Annotated in this window: 7 protein-coding genes; 3 read left to right on the top strand and 4 right to left on the bottom strand. The window is 72.5% G+C overall.

The genetic code is table 11. The features are described 5' to 3' along the window. Window positions 1-152 precede the first annotated feature (152 nt). Together ACWD3D_RS07345 and ACWD3D_RS07340 are read right to left on the bottom strand one after the other, a co-directional pair. The gene (locus ACWD3D_RS07345; protein ID WP_451459946.1) at window positions 153-2,840 is read right to left on the bottom strand and encodes a right-handed parallel beta-helix repeat-containing protein; all 2,688 of its coding nucleotides are present in this window, start codon (window positions 2,838-2,840) and stop codon (window positions 153-155) included. Further along, window positions 2,837-11,482 carry a hypothetical protein gene (locus tag ACWD3D_RS07340; RefSeq protein ID WP_451459945.1) on the bottom strand — a complete coding sequence of 2,882 codons (8,646 nt, stop codon included), beginning with the start codon at window positions 11,480-11,482 and terminating at the stop codon, window positions 2,837-2,839. The genes ACWD3D_RS07345 and ACWD3D_RS07340 overlap by 4 nt, the downstream gene beginning before the upstream one ends. A 162-nt stretch (window positions 11,483-11,644) precedes the next feature. On the opposite strand from ACWD3D_RS07340, the gene ACWD3D_RS07335 reads away from it, so the two are divergent. The 3 genes from ACWD3D_RS07335 (at window position 11,645) to ACWD3D_RS07325 (ending at window position 13,536) form a co-directional block, all read left to right on the top strand. Further along, a complete protein-coding gene (locus ACWD3D_RS07335) occupies window positions 11,645-12,607 on the top strand; it encodes a serine/arginine repetitive matrix protein 2 (protein ID WP_451459944.1) in 963 nt (320 codons plus the stop codon). A 63-nt stretch (window positions 12,608-12,670) separates the two neighbouring features. After that, window positions 12,671-12,982, top strand: a complete 312-nt coding sequence (locus ACWD3D_RS07330) for a hypothetical protein (RefSeq protein ID WP_266712148.1) — start codon at window positions 12,671-12,673, stop codon at window positions 12,980-12,982. A 218-nt stretch (window positions 12,983-13,200) separates the two neighbouring features. Next, window positions 13,201-13,536: a hypothetical protein gene (locus ACWD3D_RS07325; RefSeq protein ID WP_275493665.1), complete on the top strand. Its 336-nt coding sequence runs from the start codon at window positions 13,201-13,203 to the stop codon at window positions 13,534-13,536. An 86-nt stretch (window positions 13,537-13,622) separates the two neighbouring features. On the opposite strand, the gene ACWD3D_RS07320 is transcribed toward ACWD3D_RS07325, so the two are convergent. Next, window positions 13,623-18,212, bottom strand: a complete 4,590-nt coding sequence (locus ACWD3D_RS07320) for an FtsK/SpoIIIE domain-containing protein (protein WP_451459943.1) — start codon at window positions 18,210-18,212, stop codon at window positions 13,623-13,625. Between the two features lie 20 nt (window positions 18,213-18,232). After that, on the bottom strand, window positions 18,233-19,069 hold the full coding sequence (locus tag ACWD3D_RS07315) for a hypothetical protein (RefSeq protein ID WP_451459942.1): 837 nt from the start codon (window positions 19,067-19,069) through the stop codon (window positions 18,233-18,235). Window positions 19,070-19,168 lie beyond the last annotated feature (99 nt).

The following is a 19,168-nucleotide window of genomic DNA, read 5'->3' as shown; positions in this document are numbered from 1 at the left end:
ACCCGTGAGGTGGGCCGTCGACTTCGATGGGGCGAGGCAGGCCCGCCCCGCCCGGACACGGTCGCCGGGCCGATGTGGGACGGCGACGGCACACGCCGGCTCCCCGGCCCGAACGGCGGTGCGGCATACCCCACTTCGCCCGCGCCGCGCCCTCAGGAGGCCGGCGGGACCGGTTCCGGCATGTCCTGTTCGTCGAGGACCACCAGCTGGGCCTCGACCGGAGAGGTCAGCTCGGTGATCCGCATGGCCTGCCGCTCGGTCATGGCCTGGAAGACCTGGCGGGCGGTGCGACCGTTGCCGAAGCGGGCGTCGCGCGGCACGGCGTCGAAGTACCGGCCGAGCGCTCCGCGGACACCGTCGCTCAGCTCGTAGCGGTGGCGCTGCGCGTGGTGCTCGACGATGCGGACCAGCTCGGTGGAGCTGTAGTCGGCGAAGACCAGGCTGCGGGTGAAGCGGGAGGCGAGCCCCGGGTTGGAGGAGACGAAGCGCTCCATGTCGCCGGGGTAGCCGGCGGCGATGACGACGACCTCGTCGCGGTGGTCCTCCATCAGCTTGACCAGGGTGGCCACCGCCTCCAGGCCGAAGTCGTTGGAGACCCCGGCCGGGACCAGCGCGTACGCCTCGTCGATGAAGAGGACGCCGCCGCGGGCCCGGTTGAACGACTCGGTGGTCTTCGGGCCGGTGTGACCCACGTACTCGCCGACCAGGGCGCTGCGGTCGACCTCCACCAGGTGCCCGCGCTCCAGCAGGCCGAGGGCCTTCAGCAGCCTGCCGTAGAGGCGGGCCACGGTGGTCTTGCCGGTGCCGGGGTTCCCCGCGAAGACCAGGTGGCGGCTGAGCGGCGGCGCGGGGAGCCCGGCCTGCTGGCGCAGCCGGACGGTCTGCATCAGCTTGACCATGCCGCCGACGTTCTGTTTGACCCCGTCGAGCCCGACCAGCTCGTCCAGTTCGGCGAGCAACTCCTCCAGGGTCTCCGGCTCCGGTTCGGGCTCGCCGAGTTCGGAGAGGTCGGACAGGGAGGCGAAGCCACCGCCGGCCACTGCGGGGCCCCCCGGGGCGGTACGGGCGCCGCCCGCGGGGCCCGTACCCCCCGCGGCGCCGTCCGGGGCGGCGGGCTTCCTGGGCGGGGCGCCGGGAGCGGGTCCGGCGGCGGTGACCCCCGGCAGGAGCGGGTTCTTGACCCGGATGGAGACGCAGTCCTCGAAGACGGGGGCGGCCTCGTCGGCCAGGGCGACGTCCTGACCGCAGTCGAGGACCCGGCAGCCGGTGAACCGGGGGTCGGCGTTCGCGCCGATGTGCAGAGCGGGGAAGTTTCCGCCGGTCAGGTCGGAGTACGCGAAAGTGCCGCCCGCGCCGGGCCCGAACAGGATGCCGTTCTTCGCGGCCCGGTCGATCCGCAGGCCGCTCACCGCCGGCTCGGCGCCGGTCGAGACGACCATCCCGCTGCCGCCGGGCGCCTCGATGGTGCACCCCTCCATGGCCAGCCGGGCTCCGGCGGCGAGGACCACACCGGCGCTGCCGGTCGATCCGATCCGTACGCCCTCCAGGGTGGTACGGGCGTGCGGTCCGAGCTCCACGCCCGCCTTGCTCGGGCCGCTCACGGTGGTGCCCCGTACCGATGCCTCAGCGGTGGAACGCAGCCGCAGCCCGGTCTCGCCCCGCTCGACGCGGCCGCCGGTGAGCGTCAGGCGGGCCCGGCCGTCGGTGTGCACCCCGGCCACGGCCGCGTCCGAGAGCATGGTGTCGGCCAGTTCGGCTTGGGCGGCGTCGGTGACGGTCAGCCCGTGCTCCCCGCTGACGCCGATCCGGCAGCCGCTCAGGGAGGCACGGGCCAGTTCACGGACGCGTACGGCGGCCGCTCCGCTGCGCGCGACCAGAGTGTCCACGGCCAGGGCCACGGCCTCACCGGTCACCAGGATGCCGTGGCCGGCCGAGTCCAGGAGCCAGCAGCCGTGGACGGTGAGCTGGGCCGATCCCCCGACGGCCAGCGCGTCGGTCCCGGCCCCGGAGAGACGGCAGTCGGCCAGGCCCACGGTGGCCGAGCCTCCGGCCTGGACGGCGGCTCGGGCGGTACCGCTGATCCGGCAGTCCTCCAGGAGGCCCTCGGCCTCGTCCTCGATGAGCAGGCCGTGGCGGCCGGGGCCGCTGAGGCGGGTGTCGCGCAGCAGCACCCGGGAGGAGCCGCGGGCGCGCAGCGAGGAGCCGGCGGTAGCGCTGACGCGCAGGCGCTCGGCGAGCAGTACGGCGCTGCCGCCGAGAGCCACTCCGAGCCCGTCGACGGTGTCGATGGCGGTGTCCACCAGCCGGGCCCTGGCGTCGCCTTCGAGGTGGACGGCGGCGTGCCGGGCGTCGTGCAGCCGGCTGCCGCGCACCAGCAGCACCCCGCCGCCGACCGGGTCGCGCAGCGCCCGGGCCAGGGTGTCGGCGGAAGTGAGGGCGGCGTTCGCGGCGGCCCCGGTGTCGTCCCGGGAGCCGAGCACGTCGATCCGGCCCCTGCCGAGGTCGCACTCGGCGAGGGTCAGCCCGGCGGCGTCGGCGACCCGCACGGCGGGCTCGGCGGGATCGCCGCCGCGCAGTTCGAGCCCGTGCACCTCGCAGCCGGGGGCGGTGACGTCGAGCACGGGCCCGCCGGGTGAGCGCAGGTGGACGGTCCCGGAGCCGTACTCCGGCTCCAGCAGCACCCGCCGCTCCAGGCGCAGGGACTCGGTGTAGACGCCGGGGGCGATGGTGATCACGGCTCCGGCGGGCGCGGCGGCGAGGGCGGAGGCGATGGTGCGGTGGCCGCCCCACCCCTTGGCCGCCACGCGCAGCGGTGGGGTGCCGGCGGTGGTGGTCGTCATGGGGTGCCTGCTCCTTGCGGAAGGTTGTCGGTGTTGGGGGTGCCGCCGGCGCCGGCGTCCGCGTACCAGCCGGGTTGGAACCAGCCGCGGACGGCACTGCCCGTGAAGAAGGCGGAGAAGGACTTGTCGATGAGCTTGCCGAGGGCCGGCGCCACGTAGATGTCGACCATGCCGGCGCGGTGGTACCAGCGGCCGGCCAGGTTGAGGTGGATCATGCTGCGGGCCGCGCCGACGGTGAGCCCGCCGAGGGTGCCGCCGACCGCGCTCATCAGACCGGCGACGGCGGCGTCCGCCTTGGACAGGTGGATCAGCTGACCGCTCGCGGTCTTCACGCCGAAGACCGAGGCGGAGGCTGCTCCGGAGGCGAATCCGCCGAGGACGCCGGTGGCGATGCCGACGCCGAAGTCGTAGGTGCCGCCGCGCCAGCGGGTGACCTTGTCGTGGCCCGCCCATTCACCGCCCCAGTCGTCGTCGCTGGGGTGGCGCTGGTAGGCGTAGCCGTAGTCGACGTGGCCCCAGCCGTTCTTCCACGGGGTGCCTCGGCCGGCGGCGTGGTGCAGGCCGGAGACGAAGCTCTTGACGACGGAGCCCATCATGGCGCCGAAGGCGGCCTTGGCGAGGTCGGTGGCGGTGAACTTCGCCCCGGTGACCAGGGCGACGATACCGAGGACGGTCAGGCTGAGGGCGAAGTCCACGATGAACTCGTGTCCCGCGTCGAGGGCGATCTGCTGCATCGCCTTGGTGAGGTAGGGCCGGTAGACGGACTCGCCGCCGACGCTGGCGCCGAACTCCCAGCGGTTGGCGTCCTTCCACATGCGGTTGTAGCCGCGGTACTGGTTGGCCCAGTCGATGAAGTTGGTCTCCCGGCCGACCAGTTTCAGTTGGCCAAAAGCGTTGGTCTCGTAGATCCAGCCGGATATGGACCGTTCGGCGAGGAGATTGGTGCCGCCCGGCCCGTAGAGACGCCAGTGCTTCTGCCAGCTCTCGCTCTCGAGGAAGTTCCCGTCGAGCAGTTCCTTCTTCTGGCGGACGACCGTGCCGCCGTCGAATTCCTTCCACACGTGGGCGTTGAAGGTGTCGCCCGGGTTGGCGACGTACTCGCGGACGCGGAAGGGGGCGTCGCCGAAGGTGTTCTGGAAGGCGCCGACGCTGGGCCTGGCGGGGATCTCCTGGACCTTCATGGTGCCGAGGCTGGTGACGTGTTCGGACCAGCGGGCGCCCTCCGCCCAGCCGGGGAGGGCGTTGCCCTGCGCGTCGAACCAGTGGCGGACCTGGTCGCCGGCGCCGGTGCCGAAGACCTGGATGTTGCCGTGTGCGTCGATCTTGTTCCAGTGCCAGACCTCGTTGCCGGCGGCGTCGCGGCTGACGCGCCAGGAGTCGACGGTGGTGCCGTCGGCGAGGAGGCGGTGGTCGCGGATCATGCGTCCGTCGACGCCGAAGTCCTGGTACGACTCGCGGTCCCAGCCGTAGCGGTTGATGTCGCGGCCGTGGGCGGTCAGGCGGACGCCGCCGATGTGCGGGTTGTTGGCGTTCACCCAGGTCATCCTGCCGGTGGCCGGGCCGTGTGCGGTGATCCGCAGGTCGGGGCTGCCATGGACGCCGGGCCAGGTGTCGGAGCGGGCCACGACGAAGCCGTGGTGGTCGTAGCGTGTCCAGTCGCCGTGGTTCATGTGGAAGTTCTGCCGGAAGGTGGCGCCACCGTCGCCCGCTGCGGCGCCGGTGCGGACCGCCGGGATCGGCCGGTACTCGATCACCGTGCCGTCGTTCAGACCGGTGCGCGCGATCTGCCACTGCTTGGCGGCGTTGGGACTGAACCAGTCGCCGTCGCCCAGGTTGGTGGTGAACCGGTCGTGCCAGATGACCTGGTTGACGTGGACACCGCCCCCGGCCGGGGCCTGGAAGTCGGCGGGGTTGAAGGTGCGGTGTCCCTGCGGTTTGCCCACGCCCTCCGACCAGGGCAGGTACTGGGCGGGAATGTTCACCGGAGCGCCCGCGGGGTCGTCGGGCACCTTGACGTTGCCGACGGTCAGGTCGTTGCCGTGGAACAGCTTGCGGGTCTCGCGTACGAGTTGCCCGGTGCTGGAGATGTCGGTGATGGCGGCGTTCTGGGTGAGCAGCCGGATGCCGTGGGCGCCGACGGCCCCGCCGGGCGTAGGCCGGACCCGCCATTCGTTGAGCTGCGGCAAGTTGTCGGACTTCAGCCAGGGGAACGGGCCGAGGTCCGTCGTGCGGTACTCGCTGCTGATGAGGTAGCGGAACCAGTTCGGCGGGCGCTGCTCGGCCACCCTGCGGACCTCCAGGAGCCCGCCGTTGTTCTCCAGCTGCCTGAGGCTGTCGATCTCCTTGCCGGGTGCGGAGAGCGACACCGAGGTGGTCTTGGGCACTCCGTCGGCGCCCATCTCCCGTTGGAAGAGCCTGCGTACGTCATGGGGGTCGGTCTGAAAGCGGCCGAACTTCTCGTGGACGACGAAGCTCTGGCCGGTGAGCGGGTGATCCATCGTGTCGGTGAAGCCGCGGCCGAGGCCCGGCCCGTAGGCGCGGGTGCCCTGGGCGATCATATGGAAGTCGGCGTCGAAGCGGAACCAGGTGCCGTGACCCGTGCTCTGGTGGAAGACGTTGCGGTCGAGGGTGCCCAGGACGTGGCCGCCGTCGGGGAGTTGCTGGAAGTGCAGGACCCGGTCGACCCCGCTGGTGCCGGTCGAGTCCCACCAGCTGCGGCCGCTCTCGCCCCAGTGCCGGTCGCCGTTGCGTACGAGCGTGCCCTGGGGGTCGATCTCGTGCCATTCGCCGCGCTGGTTGCCCAACGAGAAGGTGGAGACCTCGGCGCTGGCGCTGGACTGGAAGGAGTGGAGGGTGTTCCCGCCGGGCAGCGGCCGCGCCTCGAAGACGGTGACGCCGGAGTGGGTGGTGAGGTGGATCCGGCCCTGGGGGATGCCTTTGGTGGTGATCAGGCCGTTGTGGAACCACTTGCCGCCCACCCCGGGGAGCGGGAGGCCCGCGCCGTCGGTACGGATCAGCTTCCAGGTGCCGGCCGGGTTGCCGCCGGCGCCGCCGGTGGCCACGTGGTAGAGCTCCAGGTGGTTGTTGGCCTTGATCCGCCCCTTGGTCACGATGTTGATCCGCTGGAGGGTGAGCGTGCCGTCGGCGGCGTACTCCGTGAACTCGCCCAGCCGGAGGTTGCCCGGCGGGTCGACGCGCCAGCCGCCGGCCGCCGTGGGGGCGACGGTGTGGCCCGGCACGACGGTGAGGTGGCCGTCGAGGACCCGCGGACCGCCCGGGGTGATGTCGACGAACCGGGACAGGCCCGCGTCGGAGAGCTTCACGGCGTCGCCGAGCGGGACGACGGTGAACGCGGTGCCGGCCGTCGGGGTGACGGTGAGGGTGTTGGGTACGCCGCCCGCGACCGGGACGGCCCGGAAGTCCAGGCGGCCTCCCGCGCCGTACAGGGAGAACTCGCCGGTCGCCTTCTCGACCCGGAACCCGCCGCCCGGCCGGACGGTGACCACGGACCCGTCGACCACGTCCTGGTGCTGGTCCAGGAGGCGGATTCCGCCCGCGCCGTACACCCGTACGGTCTCCGGCAGGTGGGTGCCGGCCGCGTCGACGAGGCGTAGGAGACTGAAGCGGAAGGCCCCGTCGGTGGCGTCGTGGACGCGGATCGTCCCGGCGCCGGTGACCTGGAGGCTGCCGTCCGGGCGGACGGTGACGGTGTCCGGCAGGTCGGCGCCCGTGCCGTCCTTGACCTGCGGGTGCGGGCCCGCGCCGCCGGGCGCCGCGGGGTGGAAGACGTACTGCCCGGTGCCGCCCGCGGTGCCCGGGGCCCGGAGCTCGACGGCGGTGTGGGTGTGGGCGCCCCGGGGGTCGACCACCAGATGCGTGCTGCCCTGGTCGAGGCGGAAGCCGCCGCCCGCCGTGCCCGGCTGCGGGGTGGCCCGCAGGCTGGGGGCGGCGCTCAGGTCGGCGCGTACGACGGTGACGGTCCCGGCCGCGTCGGTCCGGACGAAGTGGCCGTCGAGTGCCGTGCCGCCGCTGACGGGGACGTCGGTGCGGAGGTGGGCGCCGGTCGCGGGGTCGAACACGTTCACGGTGCCGTGGCCGTCGGTGAGGCGGAACTCGCCGCCGGTCCGCTGAACGGTGACGGTGGTGTCGACGGCCCCGTTGCCGGCCCGCGGGTGCCCGACGGGCACGTTCGGGGTGGCGACCGGAGTGAAGACGTACTGGCCGGCCCCCGGGCCCTGGAGGGTGACGGTGTCGTGGGTGTGGGCACCGGTGGGGCTGACGGTGATGTGCTGGTTGTTGTGGGTGATGCGGAAGTCTCCGCCGACCTGGGGGTGGACCTGGGCGCCGGGGACGGGGGTGCCGTCGCCCCGCGTCAGCAGGGAGCCGCCCGGGTTGACCGGGTCGGCCCGCAGGAAGGTGCCGCCGGGCGGGGCGACGGTCAGCCCGCCCACGGCGAGGGCCTGGTGCGCGTAGGCGCCGTTCGGGGTGTGGACGGAGAACCGGTTGCCGCCCAGGGCGACGTGGTAGGTGCCGTCCACCCACGCCACCGGGGCGCCGGGGGCGCCGCTTTGGTCGTGCAGCCGCGCGAGGGGCGTGTGGGGGGTGCCGGGAGGGCTGAACACGAACTGGCCGGCGGCCGGGACGCCCGGGCCCTGGAGGGAGACCGCGCTGTGGGTGTGCGCACCGGCCGGGCTGACGACGAGGTGCTGTCCGTTCTGGTCGATCCGGAAGCCCAGCGAGCCGTTGGCCCCCTGCGGGTGCACGGTGGCCCCGGGGACGCCCGTACCGTCCGCGTGGACGAGCGAGGGCAGCCCGCCGGCGCTGTCCGGGAGGCGGACGAAGGCCGGGCCCGCTCCCCCTGCCAGGGTGACGGCCGGGACCGGCAGGGCGTGGTGCGTGAAGGTGCCGTCGGCCCGGTGGACGCTGAGGTGCGGGACGGCAGCGGCGCCGGGAGCCGGTGTGGGCCGTACGTGGAACACGCCGCCCCCGTGGGCGGGGACGGTGACCGTGCCGAGCGGGGTCGCCCCGTCGGCGCCCGTGAGCCGGAGCGGCGGTACGGCCCCGCCGCCGGGCGGGGTGTGCGGGGTGAGGACGTGCAGGGGGGTCGGGGCGCCGTGGGCGTCGACCAGGGTGAGACCGGTGTGGGTCTGCAGGCCGGTGGTGGGGTCGTAGAGGTGGAAGCCGTGGGCGGAGGGGATGGTGAGGGAGGTCGGGCTGATCAGGATGGGCCGCCCGCCGGTGGCCCGCACGGCGCCGGTGCCGTCCAGGTGGCGGACGGTGGGGACACCGGCGGTGAGGTCGACGCTGATGACGCCGCCGCCCAGGGCGCCGTCGTTGAGCGGGAAGACCCGCTCGTCGGCGACGAGCCGGTTGCCGGTCAGGTCGGCGGTGAACTCCCAGCGGCGGATCTCGGCGCCCGCGGTGACGGTCTGCTCGACGCGGACGATGTCGACGCCGCCGGGGCCGCTCCCGGCGAGGTGCTGGACGGTGACCGGCGCACCCCCGGCCACCGGATGGGCGTGCGTGATCTGGCCGGTGGCATCGGTCCGGATGGTGACGTTGGTGCCCGTCAGGCCCGGTAGCGGCACCACGTGCACGACGGGGGTGGGCAGCGGCACCGTGCTGCCGGCGCTCCCGAGGCCCCCGCCCCCGACGCCCCCGGCTCCCGAGGAGCCGGCGACGGTGTCCGGCCGGAAGGTCTCCATCTCGATGTCCTCGCCGGTGACCCGGGCGGGGGTGATGGTCCGGCTGTCCAGCAGCTGGTGGTCGTTGGCAGCGCTCAGCTCGAAGTCGAGGCGCTGGATCGTCCCGTCCAGCTGGGTGTGCTCGACGCGCAGCACGTCCTGGCCGTTCACGGGAACGTGGGTGGCGGTCACCGACCCCGGTGTGCCGGCCGGGGTCGTCACGTGGACGTCCACCAGCTGCCCGGCCGTGCCGGGGGTGACCTGGACCTGGACACCGGCGGGCATCTGCGGGAGGTGGGTGAAGGTGTGATGGAAGTCGTAGGTGAGGTGGGGGGCCATGAAGACGGTGAGGGGTTCGCGGTTCATCGCCGCGATCAGGCCGGCGAAGAACTGGCTGCTCGGCGGGGTGAGTGCCGAACTGTTGAGCAGGGGTGCGGTGTTCGGCGTGGTGATCGACTGACTGTTGCCGGGCAGCACGGTCGGGATGTCCACGAGCCTGCCGTTGACGCCCGGGGCGGAGAGGGCGCCGGGAGCCAGGTGCGCGGTGGGCGGCGGGACGGTCAGCGCCAGATCGTTCTGGCCGAGTCCCGGCAGTTGCACGGCCCCGGCGTGGCTGGTGGGCAGGTCCGTGTCGATCAGGCCGGTGTGCGCGTCCGGGGTGTCCACGTGTCCCGTGGCCAGGTTCACGTTCGGCAGGTCGGTGTGGCCCAGGACCGTGCCGGTGCCGGGCAGCTCGATCTGGCCGAGGTGGGTGTCGGCGTGCGGGGCGACTGCGTCGCCGAGGGCGGGGCTCAGGATCGGGGAGGCGAAGTCGCCACTCAGCGCGGTGTTGATCTGCGTCGCGGAGAAGTGGGGCGTGCTCAGGCCGAGCGACGCCACGTTCACGCTGCCGAGCTGGATCTGCCCCATGGGGCCAGCCGCACTGCCCACCGACGGAAGGTCCACGATCTGAGCGTGGACCGAGGGCATGTCGGTGCGGATGAGGCCGAGGTGGCCCGCACCGGCGGTGCCCAGGGAGGGCACGTTGATGTGTCCGAGCGCGGGCAGCGAGGGAGCGTTCACGGTGACCTGGCCGAGCCCGGCGAGGTTGCCGTCGACGGAGGGGGTGCCCAGCGTCATCGATGGCACGGGGGAAGGGGAGAAGCCGAGTTGGGGGATGTTGACCTGGCCGAGTGCGGGCATCGTCTGCGGGAGGTTCTCGAGGCTCGGGAGGCCCGCGAGACCGCCGTCGACGGACGGGGTGTCGAGCGTCATCGACGGCATGTGGGTCGGTGAGAAGCCGAGTTGGGGCAGGCTGACCTGGCCGAGGGCCGGCATGGTCTGCGGGAGGTTTTCGAGGCTGGGGAGGCCCGCGAGACCGCCGGGCAGGTCGATCCGGGTGACGGCGCCGAGGGTGGGCAGTGCCTGGTCGCCGGTCGTTCCGAGGGAGGGCAGATCGGCGAGACGGGCGTCGATGGAGGGCAGGTTGATCTGGCCGAGGTTGGCGAAGCCGCCCTGTTCGCCGAGGTGGATCGAGAGATCGGCCGGCATCGACAGCGAGATGCCGGGGGGCGGTGCGGCGAACCGGCCGGGCGGTACCAGGCCGCCGGGAGCGGAGAGCCCGCCGGGGCCGCCGATGTTGCCGAAGGTGCCGGGAGCGAAGTGGAAGTCACCGGCCTTGACCAGGCCCATGCCGGCGCCGTTGCCCGCGTCGAAGAAGTTGGAGACGCCCGCTCCGACCCCGGACGCCTTGCTGCCCGCGCCGATGAAGGAACCGTTGACGAACGCCCCGTACCTGTACATGCCGAAGACGCCGCGGTCGATGAAGCCGATCTTGAAGGCCAGGAAGAGGCCCTGGCCCATCTCGTCGGCGGCCACTGGCAGGAAGAGCCGTAGTCCCTTGACACCGGAGAGGCCGTTGGCGATCGCTCCGGCGCCCATTTTGATGCCGTTCAGGCCGACGATCACGCTGTGCAGCCCGAAGAAGCCCTTGGCGCCGATGGTGTTGATGACCCCGAGCTGCACGCCGAGCGGGAAGAACTGGAAACCCTTGCCGGAGCCGCCGCCCAGGAGGGTGACGCCCTCCAGCCCCTTGATCTTGTTGAACTTGATCGCGTCGCCCAGGCCGCCCTTGAGCCAGGAACTCGTGGCGCTGAACGTGTCGTCGATGCCCAGGCCCAGCCGCCCGAAGAGACCGAAGGAGTTCGGGCCGCCCAGGACCAGGTTCTTGGTGCCCTTGATGCCCTGTGCGCCGAATCCCTTGATGGATTTCCACGCCTGCCCGATGTTCAGGCCCTTGGTGGTCGGCGCGAGCACTCCCACGATCGACAGCAGCAGTTCGGTCAGGCTCGCGTCGCCGCGGGAGAAGTCGATCGCCGTCTTGATCATGATGGCGAGGTTCAGACCGAAGGCCAGCAGGGCGATCGGGCCGCCGACGATGATCGCGGGAATGATCAGGATGATCGCGATCCAGGTCAGGGCCTTCCACAGGTCCTCGCACTCGTCCACCGGCGAGGAGATCGATTCCGCGGCTGTCGCGATCGCGGTGGCCGCGGTGTCGGCCGCGGTCTCCATGGTGTCCCCGGCGGACTTCGCCGTCGCCTTGTGGGCTTCGCGGCCCTCGGTGTCGTCCTCCGGCAGGGCCGCCGCCGCGGTCAGCGCGTCGTCGGCGACCCGTTGTTGGGCGCGCATCACTCCGACGTAGGTGAGCAGGGCGGTGCGGACGTCTTCGTGGGCGGTCTTGAAGGTGGTGACGAAGCCCCGGATCCTGCCGTCGATCTTGCCGCGCAGGGCGTCGGCGGTCTTGCCCTTGAAAGCTTCGGACGCCTTGTTGGAGACCTCCGCCAGCCCGCTGTCGATGGTCCGTGCCAGCTCGATCAGCGTGTACTGGGAGACGATGACCCGGTCGAGCTCGTCCGGATCGCCCGGGGTCGGGTCTTCGGACAGTCCCAGCGCACTCCAGTCAGTGGGACGGGCCATGCCCGGCCACCCCCTCCGTCGTCCGGCGTCGTGTCCTCTTCCCGACCACGCACGGGCCACCCGTCAGGTTCAAGGCTGCCGCCGTCCAATCCGCGGCCCGGTTGAACCGAAGCGGGGTCCGGAGCGTGGTCGAAGCAAGGTACGAGCAGGAAGGAGGTGGCCGTGGCCGACATCACCTCGGACTTCGCCATCGACTACGGGTTGCTCCACGAGGTCCAGTCGAAGCTCCGTGATCTGGCGTCCCAGGCGGGAGCGGGCGCCGGCGAGGGCGCCTACCAGGGCCTGGGCGACGCGAAATCCAGTGAGCGCCGCAGGATCCTCGGGAACGCGAATCTCTCGGCGGAGTTCAACTACTTCTACTCCTTCTCGAAGAGGCGCCAGGGGAAGGCCAAGGACGGCCTGAACGAACTGGCCGAACTCTTCAAGAGCGTCTCCGACGTGTTCTTCGACGCCGACTCCCAGATCAGCGGCAGCGCCGGAGTCATGGGCAAGTCGATCGGGCTGGAGGACTGGAAGAACAAGAAGGAGGCTTACGACGACTGGGTGCAGGACAAGAAGGAGTGGGACGACTTCCTGAAGAGCATCGGTGCCTCCGACTACTTCGAGAAGAACCCGGACGCGAGCATCCGCATGGTCTGCAACGCCGATGACGCACCCGGCTGGTGCCAGGCGTGGCGCGATGCGGACGACCCGCCGCTGAAGCCCGGCGACGCGCCGCCCAAGCCGCCGGACACTCCGCCGACCCATTACCACTCCGAGACGACGACTGGTTCCGTCGACGTCGATCTGGTCCTCGACAAGGACAACAACGTCATCACGGAGACGTCCACCGTCAAGACCAACGGGCAGACGTTCACCACGTCCACCACCTACGAGCAGGGCGCGCCGAAGATGGTCGACCCGCCCGGCGACGGCAAGCCGTACGACACCCGCGACTACACGGTGACCACCACCGGCGGCGACGGCAAGACCAGCACCTCGACGGTGGTGATCAACGACGACGGCTCCGGGACGATGAAGGTCGTCCAGGACGACGAGACCACCCAGTACACCCGCTCGGGTCCCACCGCCGAGTGGGAGGAGGTCGTCGAGGAGGAGGACGACTACTCGTACACCTACGCGTGACGCGCACCGCGGTTTTGCCCGCAGCACCTTTCGAAGCACCGCCCTACAGAGGGAGAACCACTCGTGGTAGCCAACATCCGCCTTTCCTACTCCGAGATCGACCGGGTCGCCGGCATGCTCAACACCAGCGTCGACGTCACCCTGGTGCCCCGGATGACGGAGGCCAAGAAGGAGGTGGACAGTCTGCTGTCCACCTTCCTCGTCCTGGAGAAGAGCAGCCCCGCCCTCCAGCAGCAGTACGAGAAGTTCAACACCGCCCTGACGCAGGCGACGGAGTCCATCAAGGGCTACGCCAAGCAGTTCCAGGCGATCAAGGAGTCGGTCCAGGGCATGGACGCCGACCTGGCCGAAAAGGTCAACAGCAGCGGCAACTGACCGGCCCTGGGCCATGTCTGACCATTCACGTCGGATCAGCGGGCGGTCTCCGGCGCGGTGCATCGCAAGGCGGAGGATTGCCCGAGCACTGGATGTACTCGGGCGATCCGACAACGCCGCGAGGTGTCGTGCCGGGCGCCGCCCGCCCGGCGGGAATGGTCGGACACGGCCTGGCGCCTCGTTCGACGCAGGGACACTCAACAGAAGGGGCTGTCAGGATGCCTGTCGGCAATGACGACGTCGTATTCGACTACGACGAGATCTTCAACGGCTGTACCACCATGGGCAACAAGCTCACGGACATATCGAACGAGCTGACCTCGCTGGAGGGCACCGTCAGCGGTCTGCTCCAGAACGGCCTGGTCTTCGAGAAGGCGAGCCCCGTCATGCGGGACGCCTACAACGAGTTCAGCAAGCAGATGAAGACCTCCGCGGCCAACATCGCCTCGTACGCGGACAACTTCAAGAAGATCGCCGAGTCGATGGGGCAGTCCGACTCGCAGATCGTCGAGGAGATCAAGAAGGCGCAGGCCGAGGCCGCCGCGCAGAAGTGATGCTCCCCGGGTGAGACGTACGGCGAAGGGCCGGGCCGGGCGGCCCGGCCCTTCGCGGTCGACGCGCGGTCAGGAGTGCCGAGTTGTCAGGCGTCCAGGACCGTCAGCGGCACCTGCACGGCGATGGCGCTGCCGCTCTCGCCCGCCGTCCAGCCGCGTCCAGCCCCCAGCTGTGTACGGATCTGGTCGCCGGAGATGCGGGACCCGATGAGGTCGCCCTCGCCGGGACTCTTGGGGCCGAGGAGCAGCCCGCGCCGGGCCCGACGGGCCGTACCCACCCAGCCCAGCGAGTGCATCGACTCCGGCAGGCCGGCCAGCAGCAGGCCCTGCATGTGGTCCCGCCCGGACGTGGCCACCTGCCGCAGGGTGCGGTCGGCGTCCGCCGCCAGCAGCAGGTCCGCGTCGTCCACGACCACGACCACCGGCTGTCCCGCGACGGCGTTCAGGGCCTCGGTGAGCGCCTCGTTGGAGGGGTCCGGCTCGCGGAACACGTGGGCCAGGTCGTGCGCGGCGAGCCGGCGCAGCTGTGACTCGCGCGGGGTGATCACGATCAGCCGGGTGCCGCCGAGCAACAGGGAGACGGACATCGCGGCGAGCGCGGTGCTGCGGCCGGTCCGGGGCGGTCCCGCGACGACGAAGGAGCCGCCGCCCTCCTGGAAGTCGTAGCCGATCGGGCCGACCGCGTCGCCGCCGACGCCCATCAGCGCCCAGAGCGGGCGCAGTTGGGCCTTGGGGACCTGGTCGACGGCCTCCTGGAAGCCGATCAGGGTGGGCATCTCGCCGATCTTGAACGGCCGCTTCTGCGAGGGCACCTCGCTCTCCCGCGCCCAGGCCTGCTTGCCGATGGCGCGCAGCGCGTCACCCTGGTCGGGCCTCTCGGGCGAGATGGTCGGCAGCAGCGCGATCTGTGCCTCGACCCCGCCCGGCGCGTGCCAGCCGCGGCCCGGTGCCACGTGGGCGGGGACCCGGTCCCGGCCCATGCCGACGACGTTGTAGTCGCTGGGGTCGGTCTGCCGGAGCACGAGACGCTTGTCGTTGTGCGCGGCCAGACGGCCCCCGAGCAGGACGCGTTCGGAGGTGGCGATGACGTGGATGCCCGCCGCGACGCCCTCTCGGAGCAACCGCACCACGTCGGAGTAGACCCGGCCGCCGTCGTAGTCGTCGAGGAGCTGACTCAGCGCGTCCCAGCCGTCGATGAAGAGGACCAGATGGGCGGGGCGTCGGGCCGCGGACAGCTTGGCGCGCAGTTCGTTGATGCCCGCGCAATCGTGCTGGGACAGCAGGCGTTGACGGACCGTCAGCTCCGCCACCAAGCGGTTGATCAGCCGCTCCATCCGCTCGGTGTCGTGGCGGGAGACCACGCCCCCGCAGTGCGGCAGGGCCTCCAGTGCCGCGAGGCCGCCGCCGGCCGCGTCGATCGCGTACATGTGCAGGTCGCCGCTGTCGATGCACAGGGCGGTGGATCCGGCGATGGTGCGCAGCACCTGGGTGCGGCCGGAGCGCGGGGCGCCGATGACGTAGAGGTGCCCGAAGGCCGACCACTGGATGGCGCCGAGGCGCCGCTGCTGGAGTGAGGGGATGTCGAGGAGCGCGTACGGGACCGCCGGGAGCTCGCCCTCCGCGGGCTCCGGGGGCGCGGGCAGCTCCTCCAGGGCGAGTCGCTCGTCCAGGGGCGGCAGCCAGGGCCTGGGCTGCCGGGTGAAGTCCTCCAACCGCCCGGTGGCCTCGATCAAGGTGTCGACCAAGGCCTTCAAGTCGGTGGGAAGCTCCTCCGGGGCGGGTCCCGGCATCGCCTCGTCGTCGTCGGAGTGTTCGGGCAGGGCCGGGGGCCTGCCCAGGCGCTGCCAGGTCAGTTCGGAGCTCCGGATCGGCCGGAGTGGACGGTCGGGGACGGCCGCCGGGTCGGGGACGGCGCCTCCGCGCTCGGCGCCCACGTAGGCCGTCTGGAAGGGCGCCGGGGCGGCCGAACCGCGCCGAACCAGGGCCCGGCCGGGATGGTCCGCCGAGATACCGGCGGCGTCCGGGGCGTCGATGATGTCCTGGCTCTCGGAGCGGTCGGTGACCCGCAGGGAGATCCGCAGGTTGGTGTTGGCACGGATCTCGTTGCTCACCGATCCGCCGGGCCGCTGGGTGGCGAGGACCAGATGCAGGCCCAGCGAACGGCCGCGTTGGGCGAGGCTGATCAAGCCGGGTACGAACTCGGGGAGTTCGCGCACCACGGTGGCGAACTCGTCGATGATGATGAGCAGTCGGGGCAGTGCGGGGAGCTTCGGGTCACGGGACCGCTTGGCCCGGTACTCGGTGTGGTCCTTGGCCTCCACCTCGTTGAGCAGGATCTCCCGGCGCCGCAGCTCGGCGTCGAGGGAGGCCAGGGCCCGGCGGACCAGGTGCCCGTCCAGGTCGGTGATCATGCCGAGGGTGTGCGGCAGCCGGTCGCATTCGCGGAAGGCGCTGCCGCCCTTGTAGTCGACCAGGACGAAAGCGAGTTCGTCGGGCCGGTTGCCGGCGGCCAGCGAGGCGATCATGGTCTGGAGCAGCTCGGACTTGCCGGAGCCGGTGGTGCCGCCGATCAGGCCGTGCGGCCCGTCGCGGACCAGGTCGATGGTGAGCGGGCCGTCGTATCCGGAGCCCACGACGAAGGAGCTGGTGGCGGGCCGGCGGGCCCATGCCCGGACGAAGGCGGCCGGGTCCGGCGGCTCGTGGCCGATCAGCGGCAGCAGTTGGACGTCCTCCGGCAGTCCGGAGTCGCTGTCGACGGTGACGTCGCGCAGCGGCGCGAGGGCCCGCCCGACCTCCTCGCACCACTGTGTGTCGACCTGGTCGGCCCGGACGTCCTCCACGGCCGGCACGCCGGAGGTACGGACGGTCAGCCGGTTGCCGGTGGTGGTGACGACGGCCGTGCACTCCTCGGGGAGCAGCCGCTCGCGCTCGTCGACGCAGAGGCTGAACACCCGGGCGGCGGGCCCGGCGGTGAGCAGGTGGACCACGCCCGGGACGTCGCGGAGCCGGCGTGCGCCGTCCAGAACGACCATGATGTCGGGTTCCCGCTGGAGCGAACGACTCAGGGCGGAGGTGTTGTTGTCCGAGCGGTTCTGGATCTCGCCGATCAGCTCGTTCACCCGGTGCGCGGTGCTCTCCGGGTCGTTGCCGAGGCTGACGACGGCGGCGCTGGGGCGGGTGGAGCGCAGGTGCGGCAGCCAGCGCACCCAGTTCCAGGCCTCCGCGTGCTCGCGGTCGGTGAGGACGACGATCCGCAGGTCGCGGGGGCTGTGCAGGACGGCCGCCTGGGCGACGGCCCAGGCGGCCAGGGTGCGCGGGGCGGCGCCGGGCCCGCTGATGCCGACGACCCCGTGCTCGGCCAGTTCGATGCCGAAGGGGGCGTCGGCGATCCGCCAGTGCACCTGGCGGTGGTTGGCGTCGCGGGCGCCGTCGTCGATGCGTTTGAGCGAGGGCCGGGTCAGGGTGCCGACGCGCAGGGTGAGGTGGTCGGGGTCGCGGCGCCGCCGCTGCCACAGTCCCTTGCCGGGGCCGGAGGCGGTCAGCAGCACCGAGGCCGGGTCGGGGAAGGTGTCGGCCCGCAGCTTTCGCTCGTCGATGGTCGCCTGACGCATCTCCAGCTCCGTCCAGGAGCGGCGGACCAGATAGATCCGGAGGTTCTCCTCGTACTGCTTGCGCCCTGTGCGCCGGCCGGAGACCCAGTTGCCGACGGCCATCAGCGGCGTCAGCAGGATGAAGACGACGAAGTACAGGCTGCGGAAGAGGAACATCATGACCAGGCCCATGATCAGCGGCGAGATCATCATCAGGAACGGGAAGGGCCGCTTGGTGTTGTCGGCGGGCGGGCCCTGCATGGTCATCGACTCGGTGTCCAGGTGCGGGACGATCCGCGGTGGCCGGTTGTACTCGATGCCCACGCCGTCGGCGGCCCGGTTCACGGCCGCGTCCGCCTCGAAGGGCCGGCTCAGGCGCAGCAGATGGTCGCCCAGGGACAGGTCGGCGTACTCGGGCCACTCGACGGAGCCGTCGTCCGGCACCGGCAGCTTCCCGACGGGCGGCAGCGGCGGCAGGACGGGGTGGCCTTCGGGGCCCGGCGGGGCGGGCTCCGGCGTGTGACCGCCGGGGCCGCCGTCCTGCGGGCCGGCGGGCTCCTCGGCGGTGAGCGGGGTGCCGGTGGTCGGGTCGACCGGCGGGGGCGGGGTGAGACTGCGCAGCCCGCACTCGGCGTCCGCGTCGGGGGCGAGCCGCAGGGTCACCCGCCCGTCGGTGCCCACCGTGATCCAGGTGCCCCGCGCGGGCGCCCCGCCGCCGTCCAGGCACAGGACGCAGCCGCGGTCGGTACCGGCCTCGTGGTCTCCGGGGCCGAGCCGCCAGACCCTGCCCGCGCCCGGTCCGCCGACGTGCCGGATCTCGACGAGGACGGGGTCGGAGGCGGGCGGTCGCCACGCCTCGGACGCCCCGGCGGGGGAGGGCACCGGGACGCCCAGGCCGACCACCGAGCCCTCGCGCAGCCCGCTGCCCCGCACGGGGAGGTCGGGGTGGAGCGGGCTGCTCCCGAGATACAGCTCGGCGGATCCCAGCGCCTCCCCGAGGGCGGCGAGGTCGGCGCCCTCGGGGAGGTCCAGCAGGTGGTCCGCGCGGTGGCCCCGGGCGTCGACGGTGGAGAGGGTGAGTCTCACGGCACTCCTTGCGGTGGCTTTCAGCGGTGTCGTGGGGACGGGGCGGAGGGCACCCCGGCATCCGGATCGGGCTCCTCGCCCGGCTCTCCGCCCGGCTCGTGGGGTCCGGGACCGCCCGGTCCGTCGGGCCCGTCCGGTCCGCCGGGGTCGGCGGCCAGCCCGGACCAGGCTCCCGGGTCGGGGTCGGAGCCGGCCCAGATGACGGGTGGTACCGGGCCGTCGGTGCCGGCCTCCGGCGGGCGCTCCGGCCCGCCGCGCAGGGGCGCCGGCGCGGGAGGGTGCGCGCGCCCGGGGTCCTGGCCGGCCGGGGTCCCGGGGGCCGGGTGCGTCTCCGGGCCGGCGGTGGCCCGCGTCGTCGGCCGCGGGGTGGGCAGCGAGACGCCGGCCGGAACGGGGGTGGGCCCGGCCGACGCCTCGCTGGTCTTCGGTGCCGCGCGCCGCATCTCCCGGGCGGCGGGGGCCGCGGTCGGCACGCCCTCGTCCGGGTCGGCCTCGCTCAGTCCTGCGGGGACGGCCTCGTCCTCTTCCGCGAAGAGCGGCCGCATGCCGTCCACCGAGGGCGCGGGCGGATGCACCGGCGGGATCCGCTTCAAAGTGCGGGACACCGCGCGCGGCAGGGCGTGCGACAGCAGCAGCAGCGGTGTGCCGGGGAGCGAAAGCTGCCCGTACCGGTCGGCGTGCAGCCGCCGTACGTATCCGCGTCCGGAGCCGAGGACCAGCACCCGCAGCGCCGGCACCGCCGCCGGAGGCCCCGCCATCTCGGGCGGGAGCGGGTCCGGCAGCTCGGGCGCCGCCAGGAACGGGGGCGTACCCAGCCGGGCCGGAGTCTCCCTGGCCCTCCGGTACGCCTCCCGCACCGGCCTCCTTGACCTTGTCGTCGAACTGCTTGATGTTGCCCGGGTTGACCCGGACCGCGGCGCAGCCGGCGTCGATGGCGGCGAAGACGTACTTGGGCT

It is taken from the genome of Streptomyces sp. NPDC002690 (assembly GCF_053592415.1).
This window is presented reverse-complemented; position numbering and strand designations above follow the sequence as displayed.

Excerpts from the sequence above, each read along its gene's own strand:
- ACWD3D_RS07345 (WP_451459946.1), bottom strand. The coding sequence starts at position 2,840 with ATGACGACCACCACCGCCGGCACCCCACCGCTGCGCGTGGCGGCCAAG.
- ACWD3D_RS07340 (WP_451459945.1), bottom strand. The coding sequence starts at position 11,482 with ATGGCCCGTCCCACTGACTGGAGTGCGCTGGGACTGTCCGAAGACCCG.
- ACWD3D_RS07325 (WP_275493665.1), top strand. The coding sequence starts at position 13,201 with ATGCCTGTCGGCAATGACGACGTCGTATTCGACTACGACGAGATCTTC.